At 47.0% G+C, this 26063-nt stretch carries 21 protein-coding genes and 1 pseudogene; 7 read left to right on the top strand and 15 right to left on the bottom strand.

Annotation, left to right across the window (positions count from 1 at the left end; translation table 11 throughout):
* Positions 1-18 precede the first annotated feature (18 nt).
* The 3 genes from MHH46_RS03195 to MHH46_RS03185 all read right to left on the bottom strand — a co-directional run bounded on the left by MHH46_RS03195 (position 19) and on the right by MHH46_RS03185 (position 2500).
* On the bottom strand, positions 19-1110 hold the full coding sequence (locus MHH46_RS03195; protein ID WP_076130522.1) for a D-alanine--D-alanine ligase: 1092 nt from the start codon (positions 1108-1110) through the stop codon (positions 19-21).
* 20 nt (positions 1111-1130) lie between these two features.
* The gene (locus MHH46_RS03190; protein WP_081387996.1) at positions 1131-2162 is read right to left on the bottom strand and encodes an amidase domain-containing protein; all 1032 of its coding nucleotides are present in this window, start codon (positions 2160-2162) and stop codon (positions 1131-1133) included.
* 206 nt (positions 2163-2368) lie between these two features.
* Entirely contained in the window at positions 2369-2500 is a 132-nt protein-coding gene (locus MHH46_RS03185) for a hypothetical protein (RefSeq protein ID WP_405132561.1), read from the bottom strand.
* A gap of 115 nt (positions 2501-2615) precedes the next feature.
* Here MHH46_RS03185 and acnA point away from each other — a divergent pair, with 115 nt between their 5' ends.
* Together acnA and MHH46_RS03175 are read left to right on the top strand one after the other, a co-directional pair.
* Entirely contained in the window at positions 2616-5357 is a 2742-nt protein-coding gene (acnA, locus tag MHH46_RS03180; RefSeq protein ID WP_038568617.1) for an aconitate hydratase AcnA, read from the top strand.
* Positions 5358-6761: 1404 nt separating this feature from the next.
* The gene (locus tag MHH46_RS03175; protein WP_405132560.1) at positions 6762-7070 is read left to right on the top strand and encodes a hypothetical protein; all 309 of its coding nucleotides are present in this window, start codon (positions 6762-6764) and stop codon (positions 7068-7070) included.
* A gap of 659 nt (positions 7071-7729) precedes the next feature.
* Here MHH46_RS03175 and MHH46_RS03170 read toward each other — a convergent pair.
* Complete coding sequence (locus MHH46_RS03170) at positions 7730-8473, bottom strand: IclR family transcriptional regulator (protein ID WP_076124389.1); 744 nt, start codon at positions 8471-8473, stop codon at positions 7730-7732.
* A 296-nt stretch (positions 8474-8769) separates the two neighbouring features.
* On the opposite strand from MHH46_RS03170, the gene MHH46_RS03165 reads away from it, so the two are divergent.
* On the top strand, positions 8770-9810 hold the full coding sequence (locus MHH46_RS03165; RefSeq protein ID WP_139329954.1) for an alpha/beta hydrolase: 1041 nt from the start codon (positions 8770-8772) through the stop codon (positions 9808-9810).
* On the opposite strand, the gene MHH46_RS03160 is transcribed toward MHH46_RS03165, so the two are convergent.
* Positions 9811-11187, bottom strand: a complete 1377-nt coding sequence (locus tag MHH46_RS03160) for an MATE family efflux transporter (RefSeq protein WP_076193774.1) — start codon at positions 11185-11187, stop codon at positions 9811-9813. It lies immediately after the preceding gene.
* A gap of 255 nt (positions 11188-11442) precedes the next feature.
* Between MHH46_RS03160 and MHH46_RS03155 the strand changes: the two genes are divergently transcribed.
* A complete protein-coding gene (locus MHH46_RS03155; RefSeq protein ID WP_076138416.1) occupies positions 11443-12621 on the top strand; it encodes a Fe-Mn family superoxide dismutase in 1179 nt (392 codons plus the stop codon).
* Between the two features lie 118 nt (positions 12622-12739).
* Here the strand turns inward: MHH46_RS03155 and folE are convergent, their stop codons facing one another.
* The 5 genes and pseudogenes from folE to MHH46_RS03130 form a co-directional block, all read right to left on the bottom strand.
* On the bottom strand, positions 12740-13333 hold the full coding sequence (gene folE / locus MHH46_RS03150) for a GTP cyclohydrolase I FolE (protein WP_036676830.1): 594 nt from the start codon (positions 13331-13333) through the stop codon (positions 12740-12742).
* A gap of 45 nt (positions 13334-13378) precedes the next feature.
* Positions 13379-13630, bottom strand: a complete 252-nt coding sequence (locus tag MHH46_RS03145) for a YneF family protein (protein ID WP_036676828.1) — start codon at positions 13628-13630, stop codon at positions 13379-13381.
* 129 nt (positions 13631-13759) lie between these two features.
* Positions 13760-14956, bottom strand: a pseudogene (gene queG, locus MHH46_RS03140) (tRNA epoxyqueuosine(34) reductase QueG); the annotation flags it as partial.
* Positions 14957-14991: 35 nt separating this feature from the next.
* A complete protein-coding gene (lepB, locus tag MHH46_RS03135) occupies positions 14992-15600 on the bottom strand; it encodes a signal peptidase I (RefSeq protein WP_076101394.1) in 609 nt (202 codons plus the stop codon).
* Between the two features lie 190 nt (positions 15601-15790).
* Positions 15791-16210, bottom strand: a complete 420-nt coding sequence (locus MHH46_RS03130; protein ID WP_036676822.1) for a GNAT family N-acetyltransferase — start codon at positions 16208-16210, stop codon at positions 15791-15793.
* 482 nt (positions 16211-16692) lie between these two features.
* Here MHH46_RS03130 and MHH46_RS03125 point away from each other — a divergent pair, with 482 nt between their 5' ends.
* Positions 16693-17301 (top strand): superoxide dismutase, encoded by a 609-nt coding sequence (locus MHH46_RS03125; RefSeq protein WP_036676820.1) that lies wholly within the window; start codon positions 16693-16695, stop codon positions 17299-17301.
* 841 nt (positions 17302-18142) lie between these two features.
* Here the strand turns inward: MHH46_RS03125 and mutY are convergent.
* Both mutY and acpS read right to left on the bottom strand, forming a co-directional pair.
* On the bottom strand, positions 18143-19426 hold the full coding sequence (gene mutY, locus MHH46_RS03120) for an A/G-specific adenine glycosylase (protein ID WP_076124396.1): 1284 nt from the start codon (positions 19424-19426) through the stop codon (positions 18143-18145).
* Between the two features lie 37 nt (positions 19427-19463).
* Positions 19464-19862 (bottom strand): holo-ACP synthase, encoded by a 399-nt coding sequence (gene acpS / locus MHH46_RS03115; protein WP_076186292.1) that lies wholly within the window; start codon positions 19860-19862, stop codon positions 19464-19466.
* 209 nt (positions 19863-20071) lie between these two features.
* On the opposite strand from acpS, the gene MHH46_RS03110 reads away from it, so the two are divergent.
* The gene (locus MHH46_RS03110) at positions 20072-20899 is read left to right on the top strand and encodes an alpha/beta hydrolase (protein WP_076193769.1); all 828 of its coding nucleotides are present in this window, start codon (positions 20072-20074) and stop codon (positions 20897-20899) included.
* A gap of 95 nt (positions 20900-20994) precedes the next feature.
* Here the strand turns inward: MHH46_RS03110 and nadE are convergent, their stop codons facing one another.
* From nadE to MHH46_RS03095, 3 genes are all read right to left on the bottom strand, one after another.
* On the bottom strand, positions 20995-21804 hold the full coding sequence (nadE, locus tag MHH46_RS03105; protein ID WP_076193766.1) for an ammonia-dependent NAD(+) synthetase: 810 nt from the start codon (positions 21802-21804) through the stop codon (positions 20995-20997).
* A gap of 168 nt (positions 21805-21972) precedes the next feature.
* Positions 21973-22407: a BrxA/BrxB family bacilliredoxin gene (locus tag MHH46_RS03100; protein WP_036676813.1), complete on the bottom strand. Its 435-nt coding sequence runs from the start codon at positions 22405-22407 to the stop codon at positions 21973-21975.
* A 120-nt stretch (positions 22408-22527) separates the two neighbouring features.
* Complete coding sequence (locus tag MHH46_RS03095; RefSeq protein WP_081392005.1) at positions 22528-24030, bottom strand: ATP-binding protein; 1503 nt, start codon at positions 24028-24030, stop codon at positions 22528-22530.
* A gap of 394 nt (positions 24031-24424) precedes the next feature.
* On the opposite strand from MHH46_RS03095, the gene MHH46_RS03090 reads away from it, so the two are divergent.
* Positions 24425-25693, top strand: coding sequence for an NAD(P)/FAD-dependent oxidoreductase (locus tag MHH46_RS03090; protein ID WP_076193763.1), 1269 nt, complete (start codon positions 24425-24427; stop codon positions 25691-25693).
* Positions 25694-26063: the final 370 nt, after the last annotated feature.

The raw sequence follows: 26063 nt of genomic DNA, 5'->3' as shown, positions 1-26063 counted from the left end.
TTCCCGCTATAGCTTCTATTACTCGTTGTCGTACTTAAGGCCTTGTTTAAAATTATAGCGCTCCAAGGCTAACTCAATCATTCGGTCTAACAGAGCTCTATAAGATACACCCGTCTCACGCCACAATAGCGGATACATGCTGTAAGGAGTGAAACCAGGCATCGTGTTCACTTCGTTAATTAGAATTTTACCATCCGATTTTCGCAAGAAGAAGTCTGCCCGGGTAATTCCACTGCCCTCAATCGCTCGAAAAGCAACTATCGCGGACTCCCGCAAACGATCGGCCACTTCAGAATCCACTGGTGCAGGAATCATCATTTGCGATTTGCCGTCCGTATATTTGGCTGCGTAATCATAATATTCACCAGAAGAAACGATTTCACCCGGAACAGAGGCTTCTGGTTCATCATTTCCAAGCACGCCAACCTCTACCTCACGCGCATCCACAAACTCCTCAATAATAACTTTGGTATCATAGCGGAAAGCAAAATCAATGGCTTTTACAAGACTATCCTTATCGGCAGCCTTAGAAATACCTACACTTGAGCCTAGATTGGCAGGCTTCACGAATACCGGATATCCCAGTTTATCCTCTACACCAACAATCAACTCATGACGTTTTCTTTTCCAAGCGCTGATGTTGAAATAACAAAACTCGCATTGATCCAGACCGGCATCAGCGAACAGCTTCTTCATGACCACCTTATCCATACCTGCCGAAGAGGCAAGAACACCAGCACCGATGTAAGGAATATTCGCCATTTCGAACAACCCTTGAATCGTTCCGTCCTCACCATACGTGCCGTGCAACAGCGGGAACATTACGTCCACTGTTTGGTCAGCACCCGATAATCCACTAAATACCACGTTCAGGGCTGTGCCCATATCTTCGGTCGCTTCTGCAAGCTTGAGCTGCTCCACTTGGCTGTAAGGCGCTGATAACTTCTCTCCAACCTTCCACAATCCCTGTTTTGAAATGTAAAAAGGTATAATCTCATATTTATCATAATCAAATGAGTTCATCACGGCAAAAGCCGTCTGTAGCGATACCTCATGTTCTCCTGATTTGCCCCCGTACACCAGCCCTACGGTTAGTTTTGCGTTCCCCATTCCCTTAACCTCTTTCTGTACTATAAGTAGTCGTCAATATGAAAAAAACGGTATTTCGTTTGATCAGTCCATGCGTAGGAATCACGATAATCCCAATACCGATGACGGCTGCTAACGGTACGTGCATTCACAAGCGGCATGCCTCCTGCATCAAAGGCTGTGACGATTGTGCTGTGCTGATACTGCCCGTTGCCATCCCAGTCATATTGAATGATATCGCCCAGCATCAATTGCTCCGGCCGCTCCATGACTTCCGCACGCAAGCCACTGCTCCGACTTCCGCTCAAATAGCGTTGCAGACTGTCTGATACAGCCCAGCTATAGCTCCACCATTCTTGTTTGCCTTGGTAACCTTTGTACCACCAGCCCGTTTCTCTTTTACCAGTATAGTTGATAGGTGCTCCCCCTGCAAAGAGACATTGGGAGACATAATTTGTGCAATCCACCTCGAAGGTTTCGAACTCCGGATTGCCGTCTTTCCACCAGCGGTCGGCATACGCCACAGCTTCTTCACGGTTATAACGAACCTCTCTTGAACCTGCAATTTCTCCGAGGACATTCCGGTTTAGCAGGGGCTGTGATGGCAGCGGTGCCGGCAAAGCCTCTCCCCATTTGGATAGTCTGCCCGATAGCTCTACCTCTGCCCGATGAACCGTATTTCTTTCAGGGACACTTCGTTCCACACCAGCAATCTCCCAGCCCCCACCGTCCCGTACAAAGGTCAGCCGCTCCAGCTCGATAATATCCTCGCGGTGGTTAACGCCGCCTTTTTCATAATAAAGCGCACTATGCAGTGTAACCTCTGCTACTACCTCGGTCGGAGTCTGCCGGACGGTCCGCAAAGTCTTAACCCCTGTCTCTCCGCGCAAAGGAGTTATCCCACGTTCTTTATACCACTCCGCAAGACGTCTTGAACGCTCCCCTTGTTCTACCAGAAAACGCGGATCTTTAACGGATACGGAAACGGTATGCGATGATGACTTAGGCTCCACCCTGGCCTTATTCACTTGATCAACATATACATAAAGACTTTGCTTCCACTGTTGTTCCATTATACTCGCGCCCCTTCTTTCCCTTTTAACTGCTGTTCTATGTATATGAAAGGAAACAGGCCGCTATACAGATCGGTTGAATAGTTAAGGATGTTTCAGGCAAAAACTCTAACCCCAAGTCCGACATCTCAATCCAACATCGACAACGAGGACCCTATCACCTAATAACTGAGGAAGAGAAATTCAGTGTGTATTTCGCCTAATAATTAAGTAAAACCAAGGATTCCGGTGAATTCTTTCGTATTATCTCCTTTAAATGGCTCTTTTTGAGGTAAAAAGAATATCCCGAAACGATACAATGTAACAATGGAAGGGTAGCTTGGCAATTTCTCAGGCATAATTCGGGCTTTAGATGTAGGAAAAAAAACTTTACTCCCCACTTTGTAACCGTTATAATTAAGCTAGAAGCAATTTGAAATTGGGTTTCATTAGACGAAACAAGGAGGCGCATATATGCCAAGCAAGGATCATTTTTCATTGGCTCGGACCCTGGAATCAGGCGGCAAATCTTATCGCTATTATGATCTGAAGTCCCTTGAGGAACAAGGATTGGGCTCTATTTCTTCCCTGCCTTTTTCGATCAAAGTCCTACTAGAGGCTGCTGTACGTCAGTTTGACGGACGGGCAATTACTGAAGAACATGTGAAACAACTGGCCGATTGGTCAGGTGACATTGACCGTAATAAAGAAATTCCATTTATCCCTGCTCGTATCGTGCTTCAGGATTTCACCGGAGTTCCGGTAGTCGTGGATCTCGCAGCTATGCGTGATACTGTAAAAAAAGCCGGAGGAGATCCTAAACAGATCAATCCGCTTGTCCCGGTTGACCTTGTAATTGACCACTCTGTCATGGTTGATGCTTTCGGTACAGCAGACGCCTTGGAATACAATATGAACGTTGAGTTCGAACGCAACGAGGAGCGTTACCGTTTCCTTCGTTGGGCACAGACAGCTTTTAACAACTTCCGTGCAGTTCCACCAGCAACAGGTATCGTGCACCAGGTAAATCTAGAGTATTTAGCTTCCGTTGCCACTACTAAAACTATCGATGGTGAAACTGTCGTTTATCCAGATTCCCTTGTAGGAACGGATTCCCATACCACGATGATCAATGGTCTGGGTGTTGTGGGCTGGGGTGTAGGCGGTATTGAGGCTGAAGCAGGAATGCTTGGACAACCGCTCTATTTTGTTACACCTGATGTAGTGGGATTCAAGCTTACAGGCAGCCTTATCGAAGGAGCTACAGCAACGGATTTGGCACTGACAGTAACTGAAATGTTGCGTAAAAAGGGTGTAGTCGGCAAATTCGTCGAATTCTACGGACCTGGCCTTGCTAACATCAGTCTGGCTGACCGGGCAACTGTTGCCAACATGGCGCCAGAATACGGAGCAACTATCGGTTTCTTCCCTGTAGATGACGAGACACTCGCTTATCTTCGCAGCACGGGCCGTCCGGATGATCTGGTGGCGTTGGTTGAATCTTATTACAAAGCACAAGGGATGTTCCGTACCTCCGATACGCCAGACCCTGAGTTCAGCGATGTGATTGAGCTTGACTTAGCTTCTGTCGTTCCTAGCTTGGCTGGACCAAAACGTCCACAAGACCGGATCGAACTTACGCATATGAAGGAAAATTTCGAAGGTATTATCCGTACACCTGTAGACAAAGGCGGTTATGGTCTCAGCGATGAGAAAATCGCTCAAGTCGTAGAAGTACAGCATAAAAATGATACTACCAGCAAGCTCAGCACAGGCGCAGTCGTAATCGCAGCTATTACTAGCTGTACGAATACTTCCAACCCTAGCGTTATGCTTGGAGCAGGTCTTTTGGCGAAAAAAGCTGTGGAACGTGGTCTGACCAAACCAGCTTACGTTAAGAGCAGCTTGACTCCAGGATCCTTGGTGGTTACTGAATACCTGCAAAAAGCAGACTTGCTGAAACCACTCGAAGCATTGGGCTTCTACTTGGCTGGTTATGGCTGTGCCACTTGTATCGGTAACTCCGGTCCATTGCCTGAAGAAGTTAGTCAAGCCATTACTGACAATGACATGACCGTAGCCGCAGTCATCTCCGGTAACCGGAACTTTGAAGGCCGCGTACATGCTCAGGTAAAAGCAAACTACTTGGCTTCACCGCCGCTCGTAGTTGCTTACGCACTGGCTGGTACAGTAAATATCGATTTGCAAACTGAGCCACTTGGATTTGATCCGCAAGGTGAGCCAGTATTCCTGAAAGATATCTGGCCAACCACTGCTGAAATTCGCGAAGCCATTGGTCTCTCCCTTAGTCCGGAGATGTTCCGTAGCAAATACGAAAATGTATTCACCGCTAACGAACGTTGGAATTCGATTCCTGTTCCGCAAGGCGAGCTGTATGAGTGGGATGATAATTCCACGTACATCCAGAATCCGCCATTCTTTGAACATCTGGCAGACGGTCTGGGAGACATTAAGGATATCAAAGATGCACGCGTTCTAGCGCTGCTTGCTGATTCCGTAACAACCGACCATATCTCACCAGCGGGTAATATCTCTACCTCTGGTCCTGCTGGCGAATATTTGCGCGATCATGGTGTAGAACGTGCAGACTTCAACTCCTACGGCTCACGCCGCGGAAATCACGAAGTCATGATGCGCGGTACGTTCGCTAACATTCGGATTCGTAACGCAGTAGCTCCTGGTACAGAAGGCGGCGTTACTACCTTCTTGCCAAGCGACGAGGTTATGTCCATCTATGATGCTTCCATGCTCTATCAGGATGCTGGACAAAATCTGATCGTCATCGCTGGTAAGGAGTACGGTACAGGAAGCTCACGTGACTGGGCGGCTAAGGGTACGCTTCTACTTGGCGTTAAAGCAGTTATCGCTGAGAGCTTTGAGCGGATTCACCGCAGCAATCTGGTCGGTATGGGTGTACTCCCACTTCAATTCCAAGAAGGCCACGGCTGGAGCAGCTTGGGACTGACCGGACGCGAGACCTTCAACATTACTGGTCTCGATAACAACGTGGCACCAAGTCAAGAGCTAACTGTCACGGCTACCCGTGAAGACGGCACACAATTCGATTTCCCTGTCATTGCAAGACTCGACAGCACAGTCGATATTGATTACTATCGCAACGGCGGTATCCTGCAGACTGTTCTTCGCCAGATGCTGGCAGATGCTACAGACTCTTCCGCGGTGTCGGTAGAATAGATTTAAAGTAACTTAAAAAGGGACTGTTTCACGGCCATGAGTGGCTGTGAGCAGTCCCTTTTTTATGGGGTGGTTTCAGTAGCCAATTTGCGGCGGGTAGGGTGCCTCTGTCTGTTGTCTTTGGGATCTTCACCATTGCTGCGTGAGGCTCAGGGGACATTTAGGATTCCGCGCGCCTCAGGGGACGCCTAGGATTCCATGCTATCGGACTCAGATGACTCTATTCGCTCGATTATCCGACTTTTGGCGCGCGATCGGACTCAGATGACTCTAAATGAACAAATTTACGAATTTTGGCGTGCGATCGGACTCCATAGTCGCTATTGGCATAAAAAACACGCTGAATGAGCCCATTTCTGCCGAATAGCTGCACTGGGGTCCGAAACTATGCCAAACTGGCTGTCAATTCGCAAATAGCGTCCCCTGAGTCCGAAAGCCTCAGGGGACGCTTAGAATTCGGCGCTATCGAACCCAGATGACCCTATACGCTCGATTATCCGACTTTTGGCGTGCGATCGGACTCCATAGACCCTATTGGCATGAAAAACACGCTACAGGAGCCCATTTTTGCCGAATAGCCACTGGGGTCTGAGTCCGTCTTCTGAGTCCGGAAGCCTCAGGGAACGCCTAGGATTCCATGCTATCGGACTCAGATGACTCTATTCGCTCGATTATCCGACTTTTGGCGCGCGATCGGACTCCATAGTCGGCATGAAAAACACGCTTTTTTGTCGAATAGCTGCACTGGGGTCCGAAACTACGCCAAACTGGCTGTCAATTCGCAAATAGCGTCCCCTGAGTCCGCACGTCTCAGGGGACGCTTAGAATTCGGCGCTATCGAACCCAGATGACCCTATACGCTCGATTATCCGACTTTTGGCTATTGGCATGAAAAACACGCTACAGGAGCCCATTTTTGCCGAATAGCTGCACTGGGGTCCGATCGGACCCAGATGACCCTATACGCTCGATTATCCGACTTTTGGCGTGCGATGACGCTCGATTATCTTTTGGCCGATCGGAGAGACCCTATTGGCATGAAAAACACGCTACAGGAGCCCATTTTTGCCGAATAGCTGCACTGGGGTCCGAAACTACGCCAAACTGGCTGTCAATTCGCAAATAGCGTCCCCTGAGTCCGCACGCCCCAGGGGACGCTTAGGATTCCGCGCTATCGGACTCAGATGACTCTATACGCTCGATTATCCGACTTTTAGCGTGCGATCGGACTCCATAGACCCTATTGGCATGAAAAACACGCTACAGGAGCCCATTTTTGCCGAATAGCTGCACTGGGGTCCGAAACTCTGCCAAAAAGGCTTTAAATGGGCAAATAGCGTCTTCTGAGTCCGGAAGCCTCAGGGAATATCTAAATAACAACCCGAGATTACTTGTGTACGAGTTATGAGATACGTGGGTTCGTGGGTTCGTGGGTTCGTGGGTTCGTGGGTTCGTGGGTTCGTGGGTTCGCGGGTTCGCGGGTTCGCGGGTTCGCGGGTTCATGGATTTGTGAGTTCATTGGCTCGTGGGTTCGTTGGCTCGTGGGTTCGTTGGCTCGTAAGTTCGTTGGCTCGTAGGTTCGTGAGTTCACTGGCTCGTGAGTTCATTGGCTCGTGGGTTCGTGGGTTCGTGGGTTCGTGGGTTCGTGGGTTCGCGGGTTCGCGGGTTCGCGGATTTGTGAGTTCATTGGTTCGTAAGTTCATTAGTTCGTAGGTTCGTAGGTTCGTAGGTTCGTAGGTTCGTAGGTTCGTTGGCTCGTAGGTTCGTTGGCTCGTGGGTTCGTTGGCTTGTTGGCTCGTAGGTTCGTGGGTTCGTGGGTTCGTGGGTTCGTGGGTTCGTAGGTTCGTGGGTTCGTTGGCTCGTAGGATCGTTGGCTCGTAGGTTCATGGTGGGTTCTCTACCTTCCCGTCCTTCCATCCTCCCGCCCCTCCGTCCCTCCGCCTATCTAGACCCGGGGTTCAAACGCTCGAGCCTCAGCATTACGAGTTACTGAGGATTCCAAAGAAACGTATATTCACTGAAGCTCACCAAACCAACGCAAGGTAGGGGAGCCGTTAGCCATTAGCTAGCCGTCAGTTAGCTGTTGATTACCCATCAGTCAGCCGTCAGTTACCCATCATTCACTCATCAGCCACTCGTCAGTCACTCATCATTCACTCATCATTCACTCGTCAGTCATTCATCAGGCCATCAATTACTCTCAATTACTCATCAGTTACCCGTCAGTCCCCCATCATTCACCCATCAGCCATCAGTTTTCAGCCACTTACCCACAATCGACTAAGCCCTCCCCAAAACAGCAAAGCAGCGATCCTCCAGTAACGGAGAGATCGCTGCTTTGCTGTTTAACAAGGTATGTCTCAGCCAGCGAATTAAGGAATCATCATGCCCATTTCACTAGCCGCTTCCTTCAGTACCGCGGCATATTCCACTAGCGTATCTCGGGATAGGCGACTAACTGGGCCGGACAGTGATAACGCCGCGATCACATTTCCACCGCGGCCCGTAACAGGCACCGCCACCGCGGCCGCGCCGGGCTCGCGTTCCTCAAAACTGGTGGCATATCCGAGCCGGATAATGTCATTAAGCTGCTCTTGATAGACATCCTTCTCAACGTAGTCCGGCCATCCCGAACTCTCCAGCAATTCTTTCAGCACCTCTGGAGGAGCATAGGCTGCCAGCACTTTACTTGATGCGCCCACAGATAAAGGCAATCTCGCACCGATCTGCGCCACTCGCCGGATGGCCTGCTGACTCTGAACCGCCTGAATCCGCACACGTTCTATGCCGTCGCGTAAGTATAAACTAACAGTCTCCCCTAGCCGATCCCGCAGCCGTTCCATTGACGGCAATAATACCGCGGCTGACTCATCAAAAGCAGGCAAATGCGTAGACAATTCCCAAATTCGTATACCCAAACTGTATTTCTCAGTGGCCGGATTACGAATGAGGAAGCCCTTTTCCTCCAAGGTTGCCAGCAGCCGATGGACGGTACTTTTATGTAAATCAATCTTTGAAGCGATCTCCGTCAACCCTAAATCTCTGTCCTGCGTAAAACAAAGCAATATATCAAGCGCACGTTCTACCGCACGCACTGTAAGCTTTCGGTCCTCCATGACAATCTCCCCCTCGTGTTTCACCAAATGAAACTCGGTTACATTATAACTAACTCTATCTTAGTGCAAAACTCTATGGAAAGTCCAGTATATTCACTCCGCCGGAGTTGTGCCAAAAATGTGCCGGAAAAGGTTGGGCCGCACTTTACAGTTACATTACAAAAGCATCTAATTCATTGACTTTGTAAGGGCTTTTTCATACGATTAACATATTAAATTATCTACTGATGCTTTAGAATCATTTTTACAAATTCTTCTAGGCACTAGTACTCACATCATTCTTAGGAGGGGACCATATGGATCTGGCAACTCGCCAAACCGGCACAACCGTCTCCCGTCGACCTAAACTACCTAAACAAGGCAGTTCATCCCGGCTATCGCTGCGGATGATTCGTGTGAAGCATATTATCGTTGCACTGCTATTATCTATTTTTTTCTTTTTAGCCTTCTGCTTTGTCTCACTTCATGGCTATATCGCCTGGGTATTATCTAATCCAACGGTCGCACCTCTGTATTCCAATCCCATGCAGGCCAAAGGTCTCGCATACGAGGATGTGACGTTTCCAGCTAAAGATGGAAGTCGGATGATGAGCGGCTGGTATATTCCCTCCGAAGGGGCTACCAAAACTATCGTGTTCAGCCATGGCTATGGCGCCAACCGGGAAGAATCTTGGGTACCTATGTACGATCTCGCTCACTATGCACACAGTCTGAATTTCAATGTCGTGATGTTTGATTACGGCTTTGCTGCCCAAGGCAACAAGGATATTGCAACCGGAGGTAAAAAAGAATCCCAGCAGCTTCTAGGAGCTATTGATTTTGCTAAAGAACGTGGAGCTGAGGAGTTAGTGGTATGGGGCTTCTCCATGGGAGCAGGCACAGCACTGCAAACAGGATTAGTATCAGAGGACATTGACGCGATGATTCTGGACAGCACCTTTTTGTTAGAGCCAGATACGCTGTATCATAATATTAAGCAAAATATTGATCTGCCCCGCCAGCCTTCCCTGGCGATTATGGAAATGCTGTTCCCAGTTCTAAACGGTACGGGGCTGAATCAAATTCCTTATGCGAAGGTCAAATCCGAAGATTATCCTTTCCCTATTCTACTCATGCATGGAACCGAAGATGATAAAGCTCCTTATCCTATTGCCGAAAAGCTGGCCGCGAACCAAAGCAATCCGTTCTCAGATTCCTGGGTCGTAGAGGGCAGCCATCATGAATTGCTATTCCGTGAGCACCCGCGTGAGTATTTGCGGCGAGTCTCTGCTTTCTTAGGAAATGTTCAACTAGCCAAAACCTACAATGGCAACCAGCCGGCGATGGCAAGTAACTAGTTAAGCACTACAATCCGCCTCTGTCCCCTGATGGGTCAGCTGCTTCAACCATTTACCACGGCGAAAACGCACGTAACCTATAACCAATCGAACAGCCTCTTCCAGGGACAGAAAGAAGTATACCCAGGGAAGAGGCTGTTTCCATCCCCATGACAACAGTAGCCCTAGAGGCACCCCAAGCAACCAAGTTGTGGAGGCTTCCATAATAAAGACGAATTTACTATCGCCACCACTCTGCAGGATCCCTCCCGCAATCATCATATTGCCCACCTTTATCCATAAAAAAAGAGCAAAAAAGCAGATAACGGAAGTGACCATTCGGCGCTCTTCCACTGTTAAGTTAAAGGCTGAGACGTAGAGCGGGGCAAGAACAGCAATAAGAACACCAAGCAGCAATGAAATCCCTACTCCTATTCGAACAAAAAAACGAGCATACTGAAAAGCACCTGCATTATTATTCTCTCCCAGCTTATGTCCGACCATAATGCCAGCTGCACCAGAAAGCCCTGCCAGAAGCCCAATCGTCAACCCCTGCAGCGGAAAGGTCACTGTCATAGCGGTCATCTCCGCTGTGCCCATACGGCTATATATTACGGAATAACAAGCCTCCCCTAAGACCCAAACCAATTCCGTTAAAACAATAGGCGCTATCGTTCTTAAAAAAGGTATGCACAGCGCTTTCGAAAACGAACTGAGTTCCTTAATACCTCCGGCACCCGGCAGCTTTCCACGATATACGGCTCCGACAATCAAGGCACTTTCGACTATACGTGAGATTAACGTTGCATATGCCGCACCTGCAAGTCCAAGCTCTGGAAATTCCCAATGCCCAAAAATAAGCGCATAGTTTAAAATAATATTCATTCCTACAGCAGCTATGCTAACAATCATTGGATACTTTACATGTCCTGAACTTCGTAGAACCGCCGAATAGAGCATCGTCAACATCGTTGGAATATAACTGAGGGCAACGATTTTCAGAAAAATGTACCCATTCTCCAACACTTCTTTATCCGTTGTAAAAATAGACAGACATAGCCGAGGGTTGAAAAAAACAAATATCGTAAATGAACCCGACAAGATCAGGCCAATTCCAAGACTTAATCCCAGTAGTGGTGTGATGCTCTTTCGGTCTTTACTCCCCCAATATTGAGCCGCGTATATAGCAAGACCCGTAGCAAGACCCGCCAGTACCACTGAAATCACGCTATAGATTTTACTAGCCATCCCAACCGAAGCGATCGCTACACCCCCAAGCTGCCCTACCATCAATTGATCTACTAAATACAGCACCGCCATGACTAGACTTTGGAGGGATATCGGTACCGCTAATTTTAACAGCTGATTATAAAATTGCTTCTTCTCAAGCTTGTTCATACCCTCATCTCATTTCTCAAAGTTTTTCTACTACCCCATAGGATTTCATTAATCGGTCCACACGACAAAAAAAGGTACACCCTCCTTTTCGCGAGGTTGTACCTTTCGGTATCATTGCCTTTATTTTCCTGTATTATTTCACCATATCAAACGGTTGTCAACGATATTATTATCGCGTTCTTATGCTCTTCATAAGCTATCATGAGCACACATATAATGGACTGATGAAGACATATCACGGGAGGTTTTCTTGGAATGTTATATGTATACGGGCCGATGCTGCCAGTACGTATTTTAGAAGAAATCGTATTCTGGAAAACACAAGAGAAAGAGCATACCGAGGTTATCAAAGCAATCGTACCTAACCTGGAGGAACCCTATGTTAAACTGCTGGATGAATGGGCAGTGGTCTTCGGTGCCACAGAGATGGCCGCTCAGCAGTTATTGAATTCTGCCCTCTCTGCTTCTCCACCAAGTCAGGCTGAACTCACTGCGGAAACAGAAAAGCTGCTGCATATCTCCTGTACCCAATCCCAAGAATTTGTTCGGCAGCTTTTTGCCATTATGGAAAGTAGCGCAGCCGTCAAAGCCGTCCCCCTTGCAACCACTGTGATCCTGCATATTATTCGCGAATCAGAGTATTTCCTTGCCGTACTGCACACTCTGAGCTCGCCCGGACAGCTCACGCAAATTATGAGAGATTATACAGCAGCCGACTATGTCGTAAGAACAGAAGAGGACAATGTCACGCGGAATGAGGGACTTATTCCTTCTACAGATACTATCCTTGATATTCGTGAAATGAGTGCTGTGCCAATTGGCGGGCATACGCTGCCTCCATTGCCTTATGCTTATAATGCGCTGGAACCATACATCGATGAGAAAACCATGCGGATTCATCACGATAAACACCATCAAAGTTATGTAGATGGACTAAATAAAGCGGAGAACAAGCTAGCTGAGGCTCGCAAGAAAGGAGATTTCGATCTCGTTAAGCATTGGGAGCGGGAGCTAGCCTTTAATGGGGCAGGCCACTATCTCCATACAATCTTCTGGAACGTAATGTCTCCACAAGGTGGCGGGCGTCCAACTGGAGCCTTACTGGAAGCCATTGAACAAAGCTTCGGCAGCTATGACAGCTTCAAGAAACAGTTCACAGAAGCTGCGAATAAGGTTGAAGGTGGCGGCTGGGCTATTCTCGTCTGGAGTCCACGCAGTCATAGACTGGAGATTTTGACTGCGGAGAAACATCAGAACCTGTCACAATGGGACGTGGTTCCGTTACTGGCTCTGGATGTATGGGAGCATGCCTATTACCTTAAACATCAGAATAATCGGGCCGATTATATTGAGGATTGGTGGAAGGTCGTTAACTGGCCTTACGTCTCAGAACGTTATGCTGCTGCCAGTAAACTGGCCTGGAAGCCTTTTTGATATTATTTCAATTCACAGTGAACATCACTCTTATTCCCACACCCTGACCAAAAAGGACCCATCATTCACATTACGTGAACGATGGGTCCTTCCAATTTCGAGGTATGCACCCCGATATTTATTCCTTAATCAAGCTTAGAAACTCCGCACGAGCGGCGGCATCCTCACGGAAGACCCCTCTAGTAGCCATAGTTACCGTTTTGCTGCCTGGCTTCTTCACTCCGCGTGCACACATACACAGATGTTCTCCCTCCACAACAACCATAACACCGTGGGGGCCTAGCACCTCCGTCATAATATCAGCAATTTGCGCCGTAATGCGTTCTTGAACCTGTAGACGCCGGCTTACTGCTTCAACAAGCCGAGCTAATTTGCTGAGTCCAGCAATACGTCCGCTCGGAATGTATCCTATATGCACTTTACCAAAGAAAGGAGCCATGTGGTGTTCACATTGGCTGTAATAGACGATATCCTTAACGATCACTAGCTCTTCATGAGACTCATCAAAAGTAACGCCGAGCGCCTCGCGGGGATCTATCGAATAACCGCCGAATATCTCCTCGTACATCCGCGTAACACGTGCCGGTGTTTCCAGCAGTCCCTCGCGGCCGGTATCTTCACCGATTAATTCTAATATTTTCTCAACGTGATACTCGATTTGCTCACGGTTCTCTGCAACTTTACCGTTCACATATTCCTTGATGTTCCCCATGATGTCTCCCCCTTCCGCACCCGTATACATGTTATCCGGACCCGGTTACTTACTTCTACGTTTATTCCCTTTAGCTGCTCCTGGGCGCGCACCTGGCTGTCCCTGAGTCTTCATCATTTGCTGGGCACGCTGCATTTGCTTCCCGTTCAGGTTATAACCCATTTGCTTTGCAACCTTTTGCAGCATTTCAGGATCATTCTGCATGTTTGTCATTTGTTTGCGCAGATAATATACACCGATGAAAAAACCACCGATGAGACCTACGACCAATGTAATAATAGGTAATGCGATACTCATCTAAAGCCCACCTCTACACTCTATTGTCTGCATCGCCATATGGCACGCGAATCTATCATAGCATTTCGGGAACTGGACAGCAATTGGCAATATGCAACCTGTCTATGAACTTTTTCCTCCATTAATATCGCTGTCCTCCCGTGCCTTCTTCCCAGTAAGGAGCACATCCTGCGCCCGGCTTAGCATTTCCCTCACCGTGCTATCCTCCTCGCGCTCTAAACCCGCTTCTACAGCCGCTAGAGCCTCATCACCGCCAATACGTCCAAGCGCCCAAGCAGCAGTGCCCCGCATCTCTGGCCGCGGCTCTTTCAGAACAATCTCTGATAGCTTTGGCACAGCCCCGGCTTCCTTAAAATTGCCTAGGGCAATGATCGCATTTCGCTGCATCGGCTTTTTGCCTCTCCAGGCTGCTGAGCTATTGCCGAATTTCTCTTTGAACTCACGATTGCTAAGATCAAGGATCGGCAGCAGCAGCGGCTTCACAATTTCAGGATCAGGTTGCATCTGAGGGCGATGATTCCAGTTCTTACCTCTATTCTTGGGACATACAATCTGGCAAGTATCACAGCCGTATAGACGATTGCCGATCTTGGTCATATACTCCTCGCTGAGGAACCCTTTAGTCTGCGTCAAAAAAGAAATACAAGCCTGTGCGTTAAGCTGACCCGGACCCACCAGCGCTCCGGTCGGACAAGCATCAATACACTTGGTACAGTCCCCGCAGCCTTCTTCAACAGGTTCATCCGGAGCAAAAGGAATGTTCGTAACCATTTCCCCAAGATAAATCCAAGATCCCCATTTGGGCGAGATGATAGAACAGTTTTTGCCGCTGAAGCCTATTCCCGCTCTTTCCGCTACCGCTCTATCTACTAGAACACCAGTGTCCACCATACTTTCCAGCACAGCCTCTGGTACACGCTCGTGAATAAATTCCTCTAGCTTACTTAAGGCTTCCCTCAGCACATGGTGATAATCCCTGCCCCAAGATGCCCGGGCGAGGATGCCTCTACGTGCACCCGGCTCAGATTTAGGAGGGTTCTCCATTTTAGAAGGGTAAGCCACTGCAATCGAAATAATAGATAACGGTTTGTCTCCAGAAGACAATGCTGGAACTGTCCTTTTATCCAGATCGGGTTCCTCGAAGCCAGATTCATATCCTTTGTCCCGGTGGTCTTGCAGTATATTTTTTAAATATAAAAAAGGTTCTGCTGTTGTAAACCCGATATCATCAATACCGAGTGATGTCGCAGCCTCCTGAATCTCTGCTTTAAGCTGTGCCCACTTGGAAGGCGGGGGAGCATACGATGACTGAAATGTATTGGTCATTTCCGCCTTCTCCTTTCATATCTTCGCTGACTTTCTTATAATCTATTCAGTTTTGACAGAGGCCACCATATATAATCAGCCCTGCCGACAATCATATCCTGTGAAATAGAGCCGAAGTAACGGCTGTCCTTGCTGGCTGAAGCATGACGGTTATCGCCCATTACAAAATAATTGCCACTTTCCACGGTTAACGCTGCAAAATCCGGATCTTCAATCTCAGTATCGATATAGGGCTCATTCACTATTTTTCCATTCACGTATAACTGATGATTCCGTACCTCTATGATATCTCCAGGTATGCCAATCACTCGCTTCACTAAATACTCCTTATGACTAGGTCCAGTACTTGGATCATGAAGAATGACAACATCACCATGTTTTGGATTTACGAAGAGCAATGAAATTTTATTAATGAAGAGCCTCTCACCCTCCCAGAGCGTTGGCTGCATAGACTGACCTTTAACCGTTGATATATTGAACACAAAAACATTAAGAACAGACATCACAGCAAAAACAATCACAGCTGTAAGCAGCCAATCCTTCATTTCCGAGACCAAACGACCGCCCAGGGTAGTCTTGGATCTGGAGGATCTATGTCTTTGTTTCCTATTTCTCGTGTAATCTACTTGGGGCTCCTGATTCAATATGTCACCTCTGTTCTCAATAATTGAAGTCTATACTTGCAGATATTATAACAATAAAAAAGCATATCTCCCAGCCATTAGCAATGGACTTCTGGAAAATACGCTCGAGTATGAATGAAACAGACTATATCGTCAGCTATAGTTCTTTTTTCTAGAAAATGTTTCCGCTTTCGCAGCTGAGTGATCAAAATTACCCAACAATGCTCAGCTTCCGGACAGATTTGAAGATTTGATTCTCGCTATATCCCATAGCTTCATACAATGGCAAAGCAAAAGAATTATGCTCATCGACGGCTACATAGATACCACTGACTTTACGAGCTTGAAACCTGGATTCCATAGCTGATACCAGACTTCTACCGACTCCTCTGCGGCGATAATCAGGATGTACAGCAATCCGGAAATAACAACCGTGGTTTTTCTCAATTGTACCAATCAGTGCTCCAACAATTTCTTCTTCATCTTCCGCAACTACAATGAGATCTGAATCCCAAGAAAGCTGCCTGGAGAAAGGCTCGATAGTGTTCTCGAAACACTCTTCCGATAATGCGGTTTGCAGCAAATCAGTCACAGGGCTAACGTCGCTTAATTGAAAGGAACGAACGTGCATTCTTTAAAATCTCCCTTGTCTATGGCTTATGAATTTAACAAAAAGAAGGGGTTCCCTTAACATAGAGAAAATAAAAAAAAGCATCAAATATCGAGGAATACCTGCTTTTAAATCTATTAAAGCACACTTTTCTCGTGATATCATCATTTTTCTTTTGAAAGCGCTTAATATCAAGCGTTTACATTTCGGATGGGGTTCATTTCTTCATTAAAAGGGTATTAATAAGGATATATGTCTATAGGTTAGGGACTATTTATTTTAACATTCTAAATACAATTGTAAAACCCTTTCCCTCTCCAATTATACTTTATAAACATTTATGTTTGTTTAGTGTTGCATTATTGGTCTAGATACGGTTTAATTAAAGTATCCTATTGGGCGAAACCCTATAGTACATATTTACAATAAAGGATTTTGACGTTAGTTCGCCAGAATTCTTTATCTATAACAAAATTCTAATATAACTCAGGAGGGATTTTTCCATGGCATTTCAATTACCGGCACTTCCTTATCCGAACAACGCACTCGAACCACACATCGACGCATTGACGATGGAAATTCACCATGACAGACACCATAACACATATGTAACTAATCTGAATGCAGCTTTGGAAAAAGCACCTGAATTGCAAAGCAAAAGCATTGAAGAGCTTCTTACAGATCTGAACGCTGTACCTGAAGCTATCCGTACTGCTGTTCGCAACAATGGTGGCGGACACGCTAACCACACTTTGTTCTGGGAAGTTATCGGACCAAACGGCGGCGGCGCACCAACTGGCGCATTGGCTGAAGCTATCGATAAAGAACTGGGCGGATTCGAAAAATTCAAAGAAGATTTCGCAGCAGCAGCAACTACTCGTTTCGGCAGCGGCTGGGCTTGGCTAGTTGTTAAAGATGGCAAACTGGCAGTAACAAGCACACCTAACCAAGACAACCCAATCAGCGAAGGCGCTACTCCAATCCTCGGACTGGATGTATGGGAGCACGCTTACTACCTGAACTACCAAAACAAACGCCCTGATTACATCAAAGCGTTCTGGAACGTAGTAAACTGGGAAGAAGTTGGCAAACGTTACGAAAGCGCAAAATAAGAAATTCCATTTGGCTTATGCCATTTAACTAAAAAAGAAGGTATCTCAGAGCCGAATAGGCTAAGGGATACCTTCTTTGTTTAGGTTGGAGATATAGAGGGATAAAGATAAAGACAGAGATTGACTGACTGATTGATTGATTGAGATCCTCCCAGACACCGCATTTCACGCCGCTTGCGTCGCTTAAATGGATGCGCTGGATCGGTATAGATCAGAATAGATCGGTATAGATGAGAATAAATCGGAATAAATCGCAATAAATCTATACTCGGCTTACGAGAATCTGCGTTTGGAGTAGCTGAGCAATAGATTAGGGAATAACTCCCTAAAATTCTGCGATATACTCCATAAACACGAGTAATTAGGGAAATACTCCCTAAAAATCATCCGTTTTGGGCATAAAACTGATATTTCCCCAATTATTAGGGAGGTTTTCCCTAAAATGATCAATTACAAGCCAATTCGACCTATTTTCATGGAAGAATTCCCTAATTAAATTTCATTCACTCTCGTAGCCATAGAACACCAGAAGAATTTAGTTGGAACAAGACTGAACTAATCTGAACCAAATAAACAAATATTTGCTACGAAGAGACTGAAGCATACGACCCTACTTGGGCGCATACGACCCTACTTAGGCGCATACGACCCTACTTAGGCGCATACGACCATACCTAGGTGCATACGACCCTACTTAGGCGCGTACGACCATGCTTTGGTGCATACGACCATGCTTTGGTGCATACGACCATGCTTTGGTGCATACGACCATGCTTTGGTGCATACATCATACTCAGGTTTTGTACATTTAGCACTTTAGCAACGCAACACGGCGAATCTTCTACTTCTCTAGCTTCGCCCGCTCTTCCTGCTCATCAAAATAAAGGTTCAGTAGCTTCAGAAAAACGTTAGGGAACGCATAGTTAGCCATGTCTTCGCGGCTGATCCAGCGCACTGCTCCGCCATCCTCTGGACTAGCGGTCCCGTCCTCAAATCTCTCGATAGGCATGCTGCTGTCGATCCCCGAGAATAAGTCCGCATCCGCGTTGTACACCGCCCGTCCTTCTGCCGCTATCGGCAGCGGAAGGGCGTCCTCTTCGCTGCAGCGGTACACCTGCAGCGTCCACACGATATGGCTGAAGATATGCTCAGCAGCCATCCAGTGCTTCTCAGGCCGGGCAGAGATCCCGGCCTCCCGCAGTGACCGGCGCAGCCGGTCCAGCGCCGCCGCTTCCGGTAGCCGCGCGCCTTTGGCGCCGCCTTCCACAGGCGGCGCCGGCCAGTGCGGCAGCTCCCACATGCGGGCTAACAGCCCGCTTTGTGGCCGCTGCCGGATGAGCACTTGGCCCGCGTGGGCACCGCGGCCCTCAATCAAAGCCGCCAGCCGCTCCTCAGGGCGCGGCGGCTTGGCCTTGGTCTTGACGGGCAGCGAGGTCTCGCAGCCCGCCAGGCGCGCGGCGCAATGCTCCATCACCGGGCAGGTTAAACAGCGCGGTGATTTAGGAGTGCATACGAGCGCCCCAAGCTCCATCAGCGCCTGATTAAAAGATGCCGCTTCCCCCTCCGGGATCAGTTCAGCTGCCAGGCGCTCCATTTTTACGCGGGTGGGTCCCTTGGCGATATCATCCTCTATCAGGAAGTATCGGGACAACACCCGCATCACATTGCCGTCGACCGCTGGCTCCGGCCGATTGAACGCAATGCTAAGGATAGCCCCTGCCGTATAAGGTCCCACTCCCTTTAAACTGAACACAGCCTCACGATCATTCGGCACCTGCCCGCCATACAGCTCTTTGACCTGTTTGGCCGCATGCTGTATATTGCGAGCACGAGAATAATAACCTAAGCCTTCCCAGCACTTAAGAACGTCCTCTTCTGGTGCATCGGCGAGCGACTCCACGGTAGGAAACCTTTCGATAAACCGATTGAAATACGGGATTACCGTATCCACCCTTGTCTGCTGCAGCATTATTTCAGAAATCCAAATATAATAAGGATTGCGGTGCCGACGCCAAGGCAAATCCCGTTTCTGCCCTTGATACCACTCCAGCAAATGATAGCTGAAATATTGCTTAGCCTCCCGCAGCTCCTGTTCGTCTTGAACTTGTAGATCTTGTTGTGTCATTATAACGCTCCTTGCCCTTCTATAATCAGGGTTCAATTTATGAACCTGGCCCTTCCACGACGGCAAAAGCCGAAGCCAAATCACGGCCATGTGTTATCGTAAGATGAATGGTGTACCTCTGTCCATTTGGCAGATCTAGTCTGCTCCAAGCTTCACACGATAAAGTTACCTCTGGTTTTCCTTTAACATCAGGCAATATCTCAATATCGTGAAACCCAACTACATTGCCGATGCCACAGCCTAAAGCCTTCACAACTGCTTCCTTGGCAGCAAAACGTCCGGCTACGAACTCAGCCAACCTCCCGCTTCGCTCTTCAGCAAGTTGATATTCTTGCTCTGTTAAGACCCGCTGGTTAAATTTCTTACCCAGTCCTCTATTTATTACCTCTGAGATTCGTTCAATTTCTAACACATCATGTCCGATTCCGTAAATCAACACTTCACGCTCCTTATGGACGTGTATCCCATTTTGCTTCAATAATGGTATGATCAATCATATGAAGTATTATTAAAAGTAATAGTCCTGCAAGATTCTTTCTGCTATCTTAAAAGAAAATGCGCTCTAAGTCTAATAAGACTATCCAGCGACTTCACGATAGACTAGCTGATTTACTTCATTTTTATATATGGAGAGGGGATTACCCTATGAATCATCGTAATTTTGAAATACCTGCCGGAGACGGAGCTGTTCTCCGCTGCTCACACTTCCCAGCCCAAGGCAAAGCCAAAAGCGTTATAGTTATAGCCCATGGCTACAAAGGTTTTAAAGATTGGGGAATGTTTCCTTACATAGCCACAACTCTCAGCCAAGAGCATGAAGTAATTACTTTTAACTTCTCTCATGCTGGCATCGGGGAAGATCTGCTGCATTTCACTGAACTTGAGAAGTTCGCCCGCAACACCTATCGCCGCAGCTTGAAGGACATGGAAATCCTGTTGTCCTATCTTAGTCAACACCCGAAATTCGGCAGCCTGCCGTTATTCCTTCTCGGCCACAGTCTCGGAGGGGGAATTTGTTTGGTCTACACGCTTGATCATCCCAATGAGATCAGCGGAGTAATCTCCTGGAACGGGGTTACGAAACTCGATTTGCTGACGGAAGAACAAAAGCAGCAGATGAAGGAAACAGGAAGAACCTATGTCCTTAATGGACGTACTGGCCAACAAATGCCGCTGGATGCTGTAATTTTAGAAGATATGGAGAACAACAAAGAACGCTATAACATCCTTGAACGCATACAGAAAGCGTCCTTCCCAGTTGTCCTTATTCAAGGCAGTCAAGATGGAGTACATCTCCGCCAAGGATCTGAGCATCTCATCAAACTTCGGCCAGATATTAGCTGGGTGCAGGTTCCTGAGGGTAATCATACGTTCAACACTGTGCATCCTTTTGCTGGCACGACTCATCAATTAGAGTTCGCGATTGCTGCGACAACTAATTTTATCGATCAGACACTTACGCTTACAGAATAATTATTCTTCTTAGTCTATCCAGCTATCCAACTCACAAAAACCGCCACGAGCTCTGCTGCTACGCAGACCCGTGGCGATTTCTAGTTCAACCTATTCTAAATCCCCGGAATAACATTACGCTTATGTGCCGTTCTCCGGTAATAATTCTCAAGCTTCTCAGCTACTTCAGGGTTAACCTGTTTACCTTCAAGATAGTCGCTGTTATCGTCATAAGTAATGCCCAACTCGGTTTCATCCGTCTGACCCCGCCATAAGCCCGCCGTAGGTGCTTTTGTGACAATATCCGCAGGCACACCGATATGTGCAGCCAATTGACGTACCTGACGTTTATTAAGTGTGGATAGTGGTGTAATATCTACAGCGCCATCGCCCCACTTCGTGTAGAAGCCGGTAATCGCTTCAGAAGCATGATCCGTTCCTACTACAATCAGATTGTTCTCAAAAGCGAGTGCATATTGCATAACCATACGTGTTCTGGCTTTAACATTTCCTTTGCCTTGATGCGTCATATGGCGGTGTTGGCCTATTGATTTCAGACCATGCTCAACTTCAAGGGCAATTTCATTTACAGCTTCCTCAATGTTGGTCTCCACAGTATGAGTCAGATTAAAAGCTTTGGCAACATCATAGCTGTGCTGAATATCTTCCTGAACCCCATAAGGCTGGAATACTCCAAGCGTCATATACTCTGTTCCTTTTTCTGCCGACAGCTCGTCCGTAGCCTGTTTACAAAGACCCGCGGCTACCGCACTGTCCACTCCACCACTAATGGCGATCAATAATCCTTTAGCCCCTGCGTTTAGCACGTACGACTTTAAGAAGTCAACCCGTTTTCGTGCCTCAACCTCTACATCAATCGTTGGCTTCACGCCAAGATCCGCAATAATTTCTTTCTGTAAACTCACCAAACACACCTCGTTCCATCAGAAATGGTTCCATATCCATCAAAATATCCACCCAAACGAAGCTCATGCTTCTAAGCATATTCTATCCCATTATTGCTCTTATATTTTGAAAAATCCCGCATGCAGCCGATTTGCCGGCTGATGCGAGATTATATGGAATAACTGTTTTTACTGGCACAAACGATTGAAGACTTCTTTCAATTCAGCAGCAATTTCAGCAGCCGAACGATCTTCTACACCATGACGTTCAATAAAGTGAACGAGTTCTCCATCCTTCATCAGTGCGATGGAAGGTGAGGATGGCGGATAAGGAGCAAAATATTCACGTGCTTTAGCAGTAGCTTCTTTCTCTTGACCTGCAAACACTGTGAACAAGTGATCCGGAGTGATTTCATTTTGCAAAGCCTGAGCTACACCTGGACGACATTGTCCAGCAGCACAACCACAGACCGAATTTACGACTACAAGCGATGTTCCTTTTGCGGTTGGAAGAGTTGCTTCCACCTCTTCTGGAGTCATAAGCTCCTGAAACCCGATACTTGTCAGGTCATCACGCATAGGCTGAATTGAATCTCTCATATATTGATTAAAAGACATGGACATTTCTCTGCACTCTCCTTCACATTTCAACTGTTTGTCAGATAATATTACAGCAGTACTTACTAACTTTATTATACATTCATACTCTGTGAAAGCAAGAGATGCTGTAGAGGGTGATTCAATCTAAGAGCGAACCCCGCTGGGTTCCTCCTTATTCAATGGGAAGGAGATCGTAAATACCGTGCCCTCTCCTTCTACAGACTCTACATTTATTTTACCGTTATGCCGCTCCACAATACTAAGACACAAGGATAAGCCTAGACCTGTTCCCTGAATTTTCGTCGTAAAAAAGGGTAAAAACAGCTTCTCGCGTTGACTTTCTGACATACCAACACCGCTATCGGTGACAATCAACTCCACTTTATCATGAGTACTGCGAGTCTCCAGCGTCAGCACCCCCTTGGGTCCCATAGCCTCCATACCATTACGTCCTAAATTGAGAATAAGCTGCTTGATTTCCCGGACATTTAGCTCCAATTCATGCAGTGATGGGCTCAGCTTCAGTTCAACACTTTGACCGCGAAGATTAGCATCAGCCCACAGCAATGGACTAACTTCTTCTATAATATGGTGCAGCAGCACCTTCTCTTTATCAGAAACCCGGCTCTGTGCCAAGGATAAAAAATCATTAATAATACTATTAGCGCGGTCCAGCTCTTCCATCACAATCTGATAATAAGAATCCAATTCTTGAGCACTCTTTTCTCTCATCAGCTGCAAAAACCCCCGAACTACCGCCATAGGATTACGAATCTCATGGGTAATTCCAGCAGCCATCTGCCCGACCAAGCTCAAACGTTCCACATGATCCAGCTCTACACGTAGTTTTTCCTCATTGGTCATATCCTGCACAATAATTACAGCACCACTTGTTACCCCTGAGCTCTTATGCATTAACGGCGCTGAATAAATCTGATAGATGCGCGACTCATGAATCATTTTTTCACTGGAACGCCGTTTAGAGCGGATATTATCACTTACCCGCATATATGCCTGTGTATCCACTGAGCTGTGAAAAAACTTTTTTACCGGTTCGTCAATAATATCCTCTTTTCGCAAATTGGGATAATGAGTCCTCATCATTCCTAACATACAATCATTAAGATCAGTTACAACTCCGTGTTCATCCAGAGACATAATACTCAGAGGGACTACATTGGTAATCTGCTGCAGCTTCTCGGACTCCCACTGGAAACTTTCACTGATACTCTCCATTTGTACTTTATCCCGCAATCTACTTCTAACCATCTCAACAAAATATACAAAAACACCACCTAAAGCGATGGTGAAAAACAGATATACCGTAATCAGAAATGCTTGCACGGAATTTGATTCATATATATTTTCCCCGCCTATAATCGGGACTAACGCAATAAATAGCATGCTTGGACAAAGAATCATCCATAACATACCGATCTTCTCAACTACTGTACCTTTCTTAAAAGGTTTGGCCAGTCCAAACAGCAGCGGATATAATAAAACCCCTGAATTCAATATCACGTTACTGATTCCTGTAGGCTCCGCAATGATTACATTGCAGATAAGCAAGAAAATGGACAGCAAAATGCCCGAACGGGTAGTTCCATATAAAATACCAATATACGCAGGGATTAATCCTAAATTCAAATAGGCTACACCAAACAGAGTTGTCGAAAGAAGAGAGCACAGGATAAGACTAAACGTACACGCCAAAATTAAAAAGGTCTGATCATTTGGGAGCTTCCCCTTTTTCCGAGTCACAAATCTACGGTCCACCCACCATTGAAAAAGAAAAAGAAAGGAGCATGCTGCCGATATTTGCAATAAGATATCCTTAACCGCACCAATAATTACAATCACACCCCAAAATGGACAAATTACCCTACATGCTTAGATTAAAGCACAGGATTACTCTCCTGACAACGATAATCACCTAATGATTGGACAAGACTGGTTACATGTGAATCAGAATGGTATGATTCCGTTAGGAATACCCGCGGAAATCGCTTCCGTGTCTTAACATGTAAAGGAGTAAAATTTCATGAGCAATTACGATGTGATCGTCATTGGAGGCGGCCCTTCGGGTCTAATGGCAAGCGTGGCCGCCGCAGAACACGGGGCATCCGTTCTGCTAATCGACAAGGGAGCAAAACTAGGCCGAAAGCTCGGAATATCCGGTGGCGGACGCTGCAATGTTACCAACGTCAAGGAAAGAGACGAGCTAATCGCCCATATTCCAGGAAACGGGCGTTTTTTGTATAGTGCCTTCGACCATTTTAATAACCAGGATATCATCGCCTTTTTTGAAGGTTTAGGCATTGCATTAAAAGAAGAAGATAACGGGCGGATGTTTCCCGTTTCCGATAAGGCCTCTAGTGTCGTCTCTGCCCTAATCAGCAAAGTACGGAGTCTAGGCGTGCAGATTATGACCGACAGTCCCGTCTCAAGAATAATCTATGACGAAGGGGCTGTTAAGGGAGTCCAGCTGAGCTCAGGCAAGACGATCGCCTGCACTGCTGTTATCATCGCCACCGGAGGCAAGTCTGTACCACAGACCGGCTCCACTGGAGATGGCTACCCTTGGGCAGAAGCCGCAGGGCACACGATCACCGAGCTGTTTCCGACAGAGGTGCCGATTCTTTCACGGGAAGAATGGATTAAGTCCGGCGAGCTGCAAGGCCTGTCGCTACGTGATGTAGCCCTCACTGTGTGGAATCATAAAGGGAAGAAGGTCATCTCTCATCGAGGAGATATGATATTCACCCATTTTGGATTATCAGGGCCCATTGCACTGCGGTGCAGCCAATTTCTGAGACAAGTCCAACGTAAATCCGGCACAGATACGGTGGAGATGTCCATTGATCTCTTCCCTGATCTGAACACACAGGAAGTAGAATCTATGTTGCAGGATAAGCTGGATCAGGAACCTAAGAAAGCGATCCGCAATTCGCTGAAAGGACTGTTGCCAGAACGTCTCATCCCCCTCTTGCTGACTAAAGCTGACTTAGATGGGGATACAACTGGCCATCACGTCTCCAAGAATGGGTTGCTTCTATTAGCTGGGATTTTGAAACGCATGCCGGTTTATGTGCATGGCACCCGTTCCCTATCCGAGGCCTTTGTTACCGGGGGCGGGGTAAACCTGAAGGAGATCGATCCCAAAAGAATGGAATCGAAGCTTATGCCGGGGTTATTCTTCTGCGGCGAGGTACTCGATATCCATGGCTATACAGGAGGCTACAATATAACAGCGGCCTTCTCAACAGGATATACAGCAGGCAAGCACGCTGCTGACATTCGACTGGAATAATCTCTAATGCAACGTGAATATCCTCCAAGCAGCTTACTACTTTGAAAATGGCGGTCTGCGCGATTCTCTCATTAATTGGAGAATCGCTCCTCTGTTTTGGGTTCCTCAGCTGCTATGTGGAGCGTCTGTCCTAATCAGCTACTGCGGCTTCGGACCCAGATGACGTTATTTGCGAATTTATCACCTTATGGACAGTGTTTCGGACTCCAACGACGCTATTCATTATAGCGAGGCTCATATAGGGTGTTTTTCATGGAAATAGCAACTATGGAGTCCGTTAGCATCCCAAAAGTGGAAAAATAGTATGTTTAGGGGCAGCTGTGTCCGATAGGCTAGCTAGGTACCTCGTACGTACGTGCGTGCAATAGAC

This window comes from Paenibacillus sp. FSL H8-0175 (genome assembly GCF_045040615.1).
Lineage (GTDB): Bacteria > Bacillota > Bacilli > Paenibacillales > Paenibacillaceae > Paenibacillus_AQ > Paenibacillus_AQ odorifer.
This window is presented reverse-complemented; position numbering and strand designations above follow the sequence as displayed.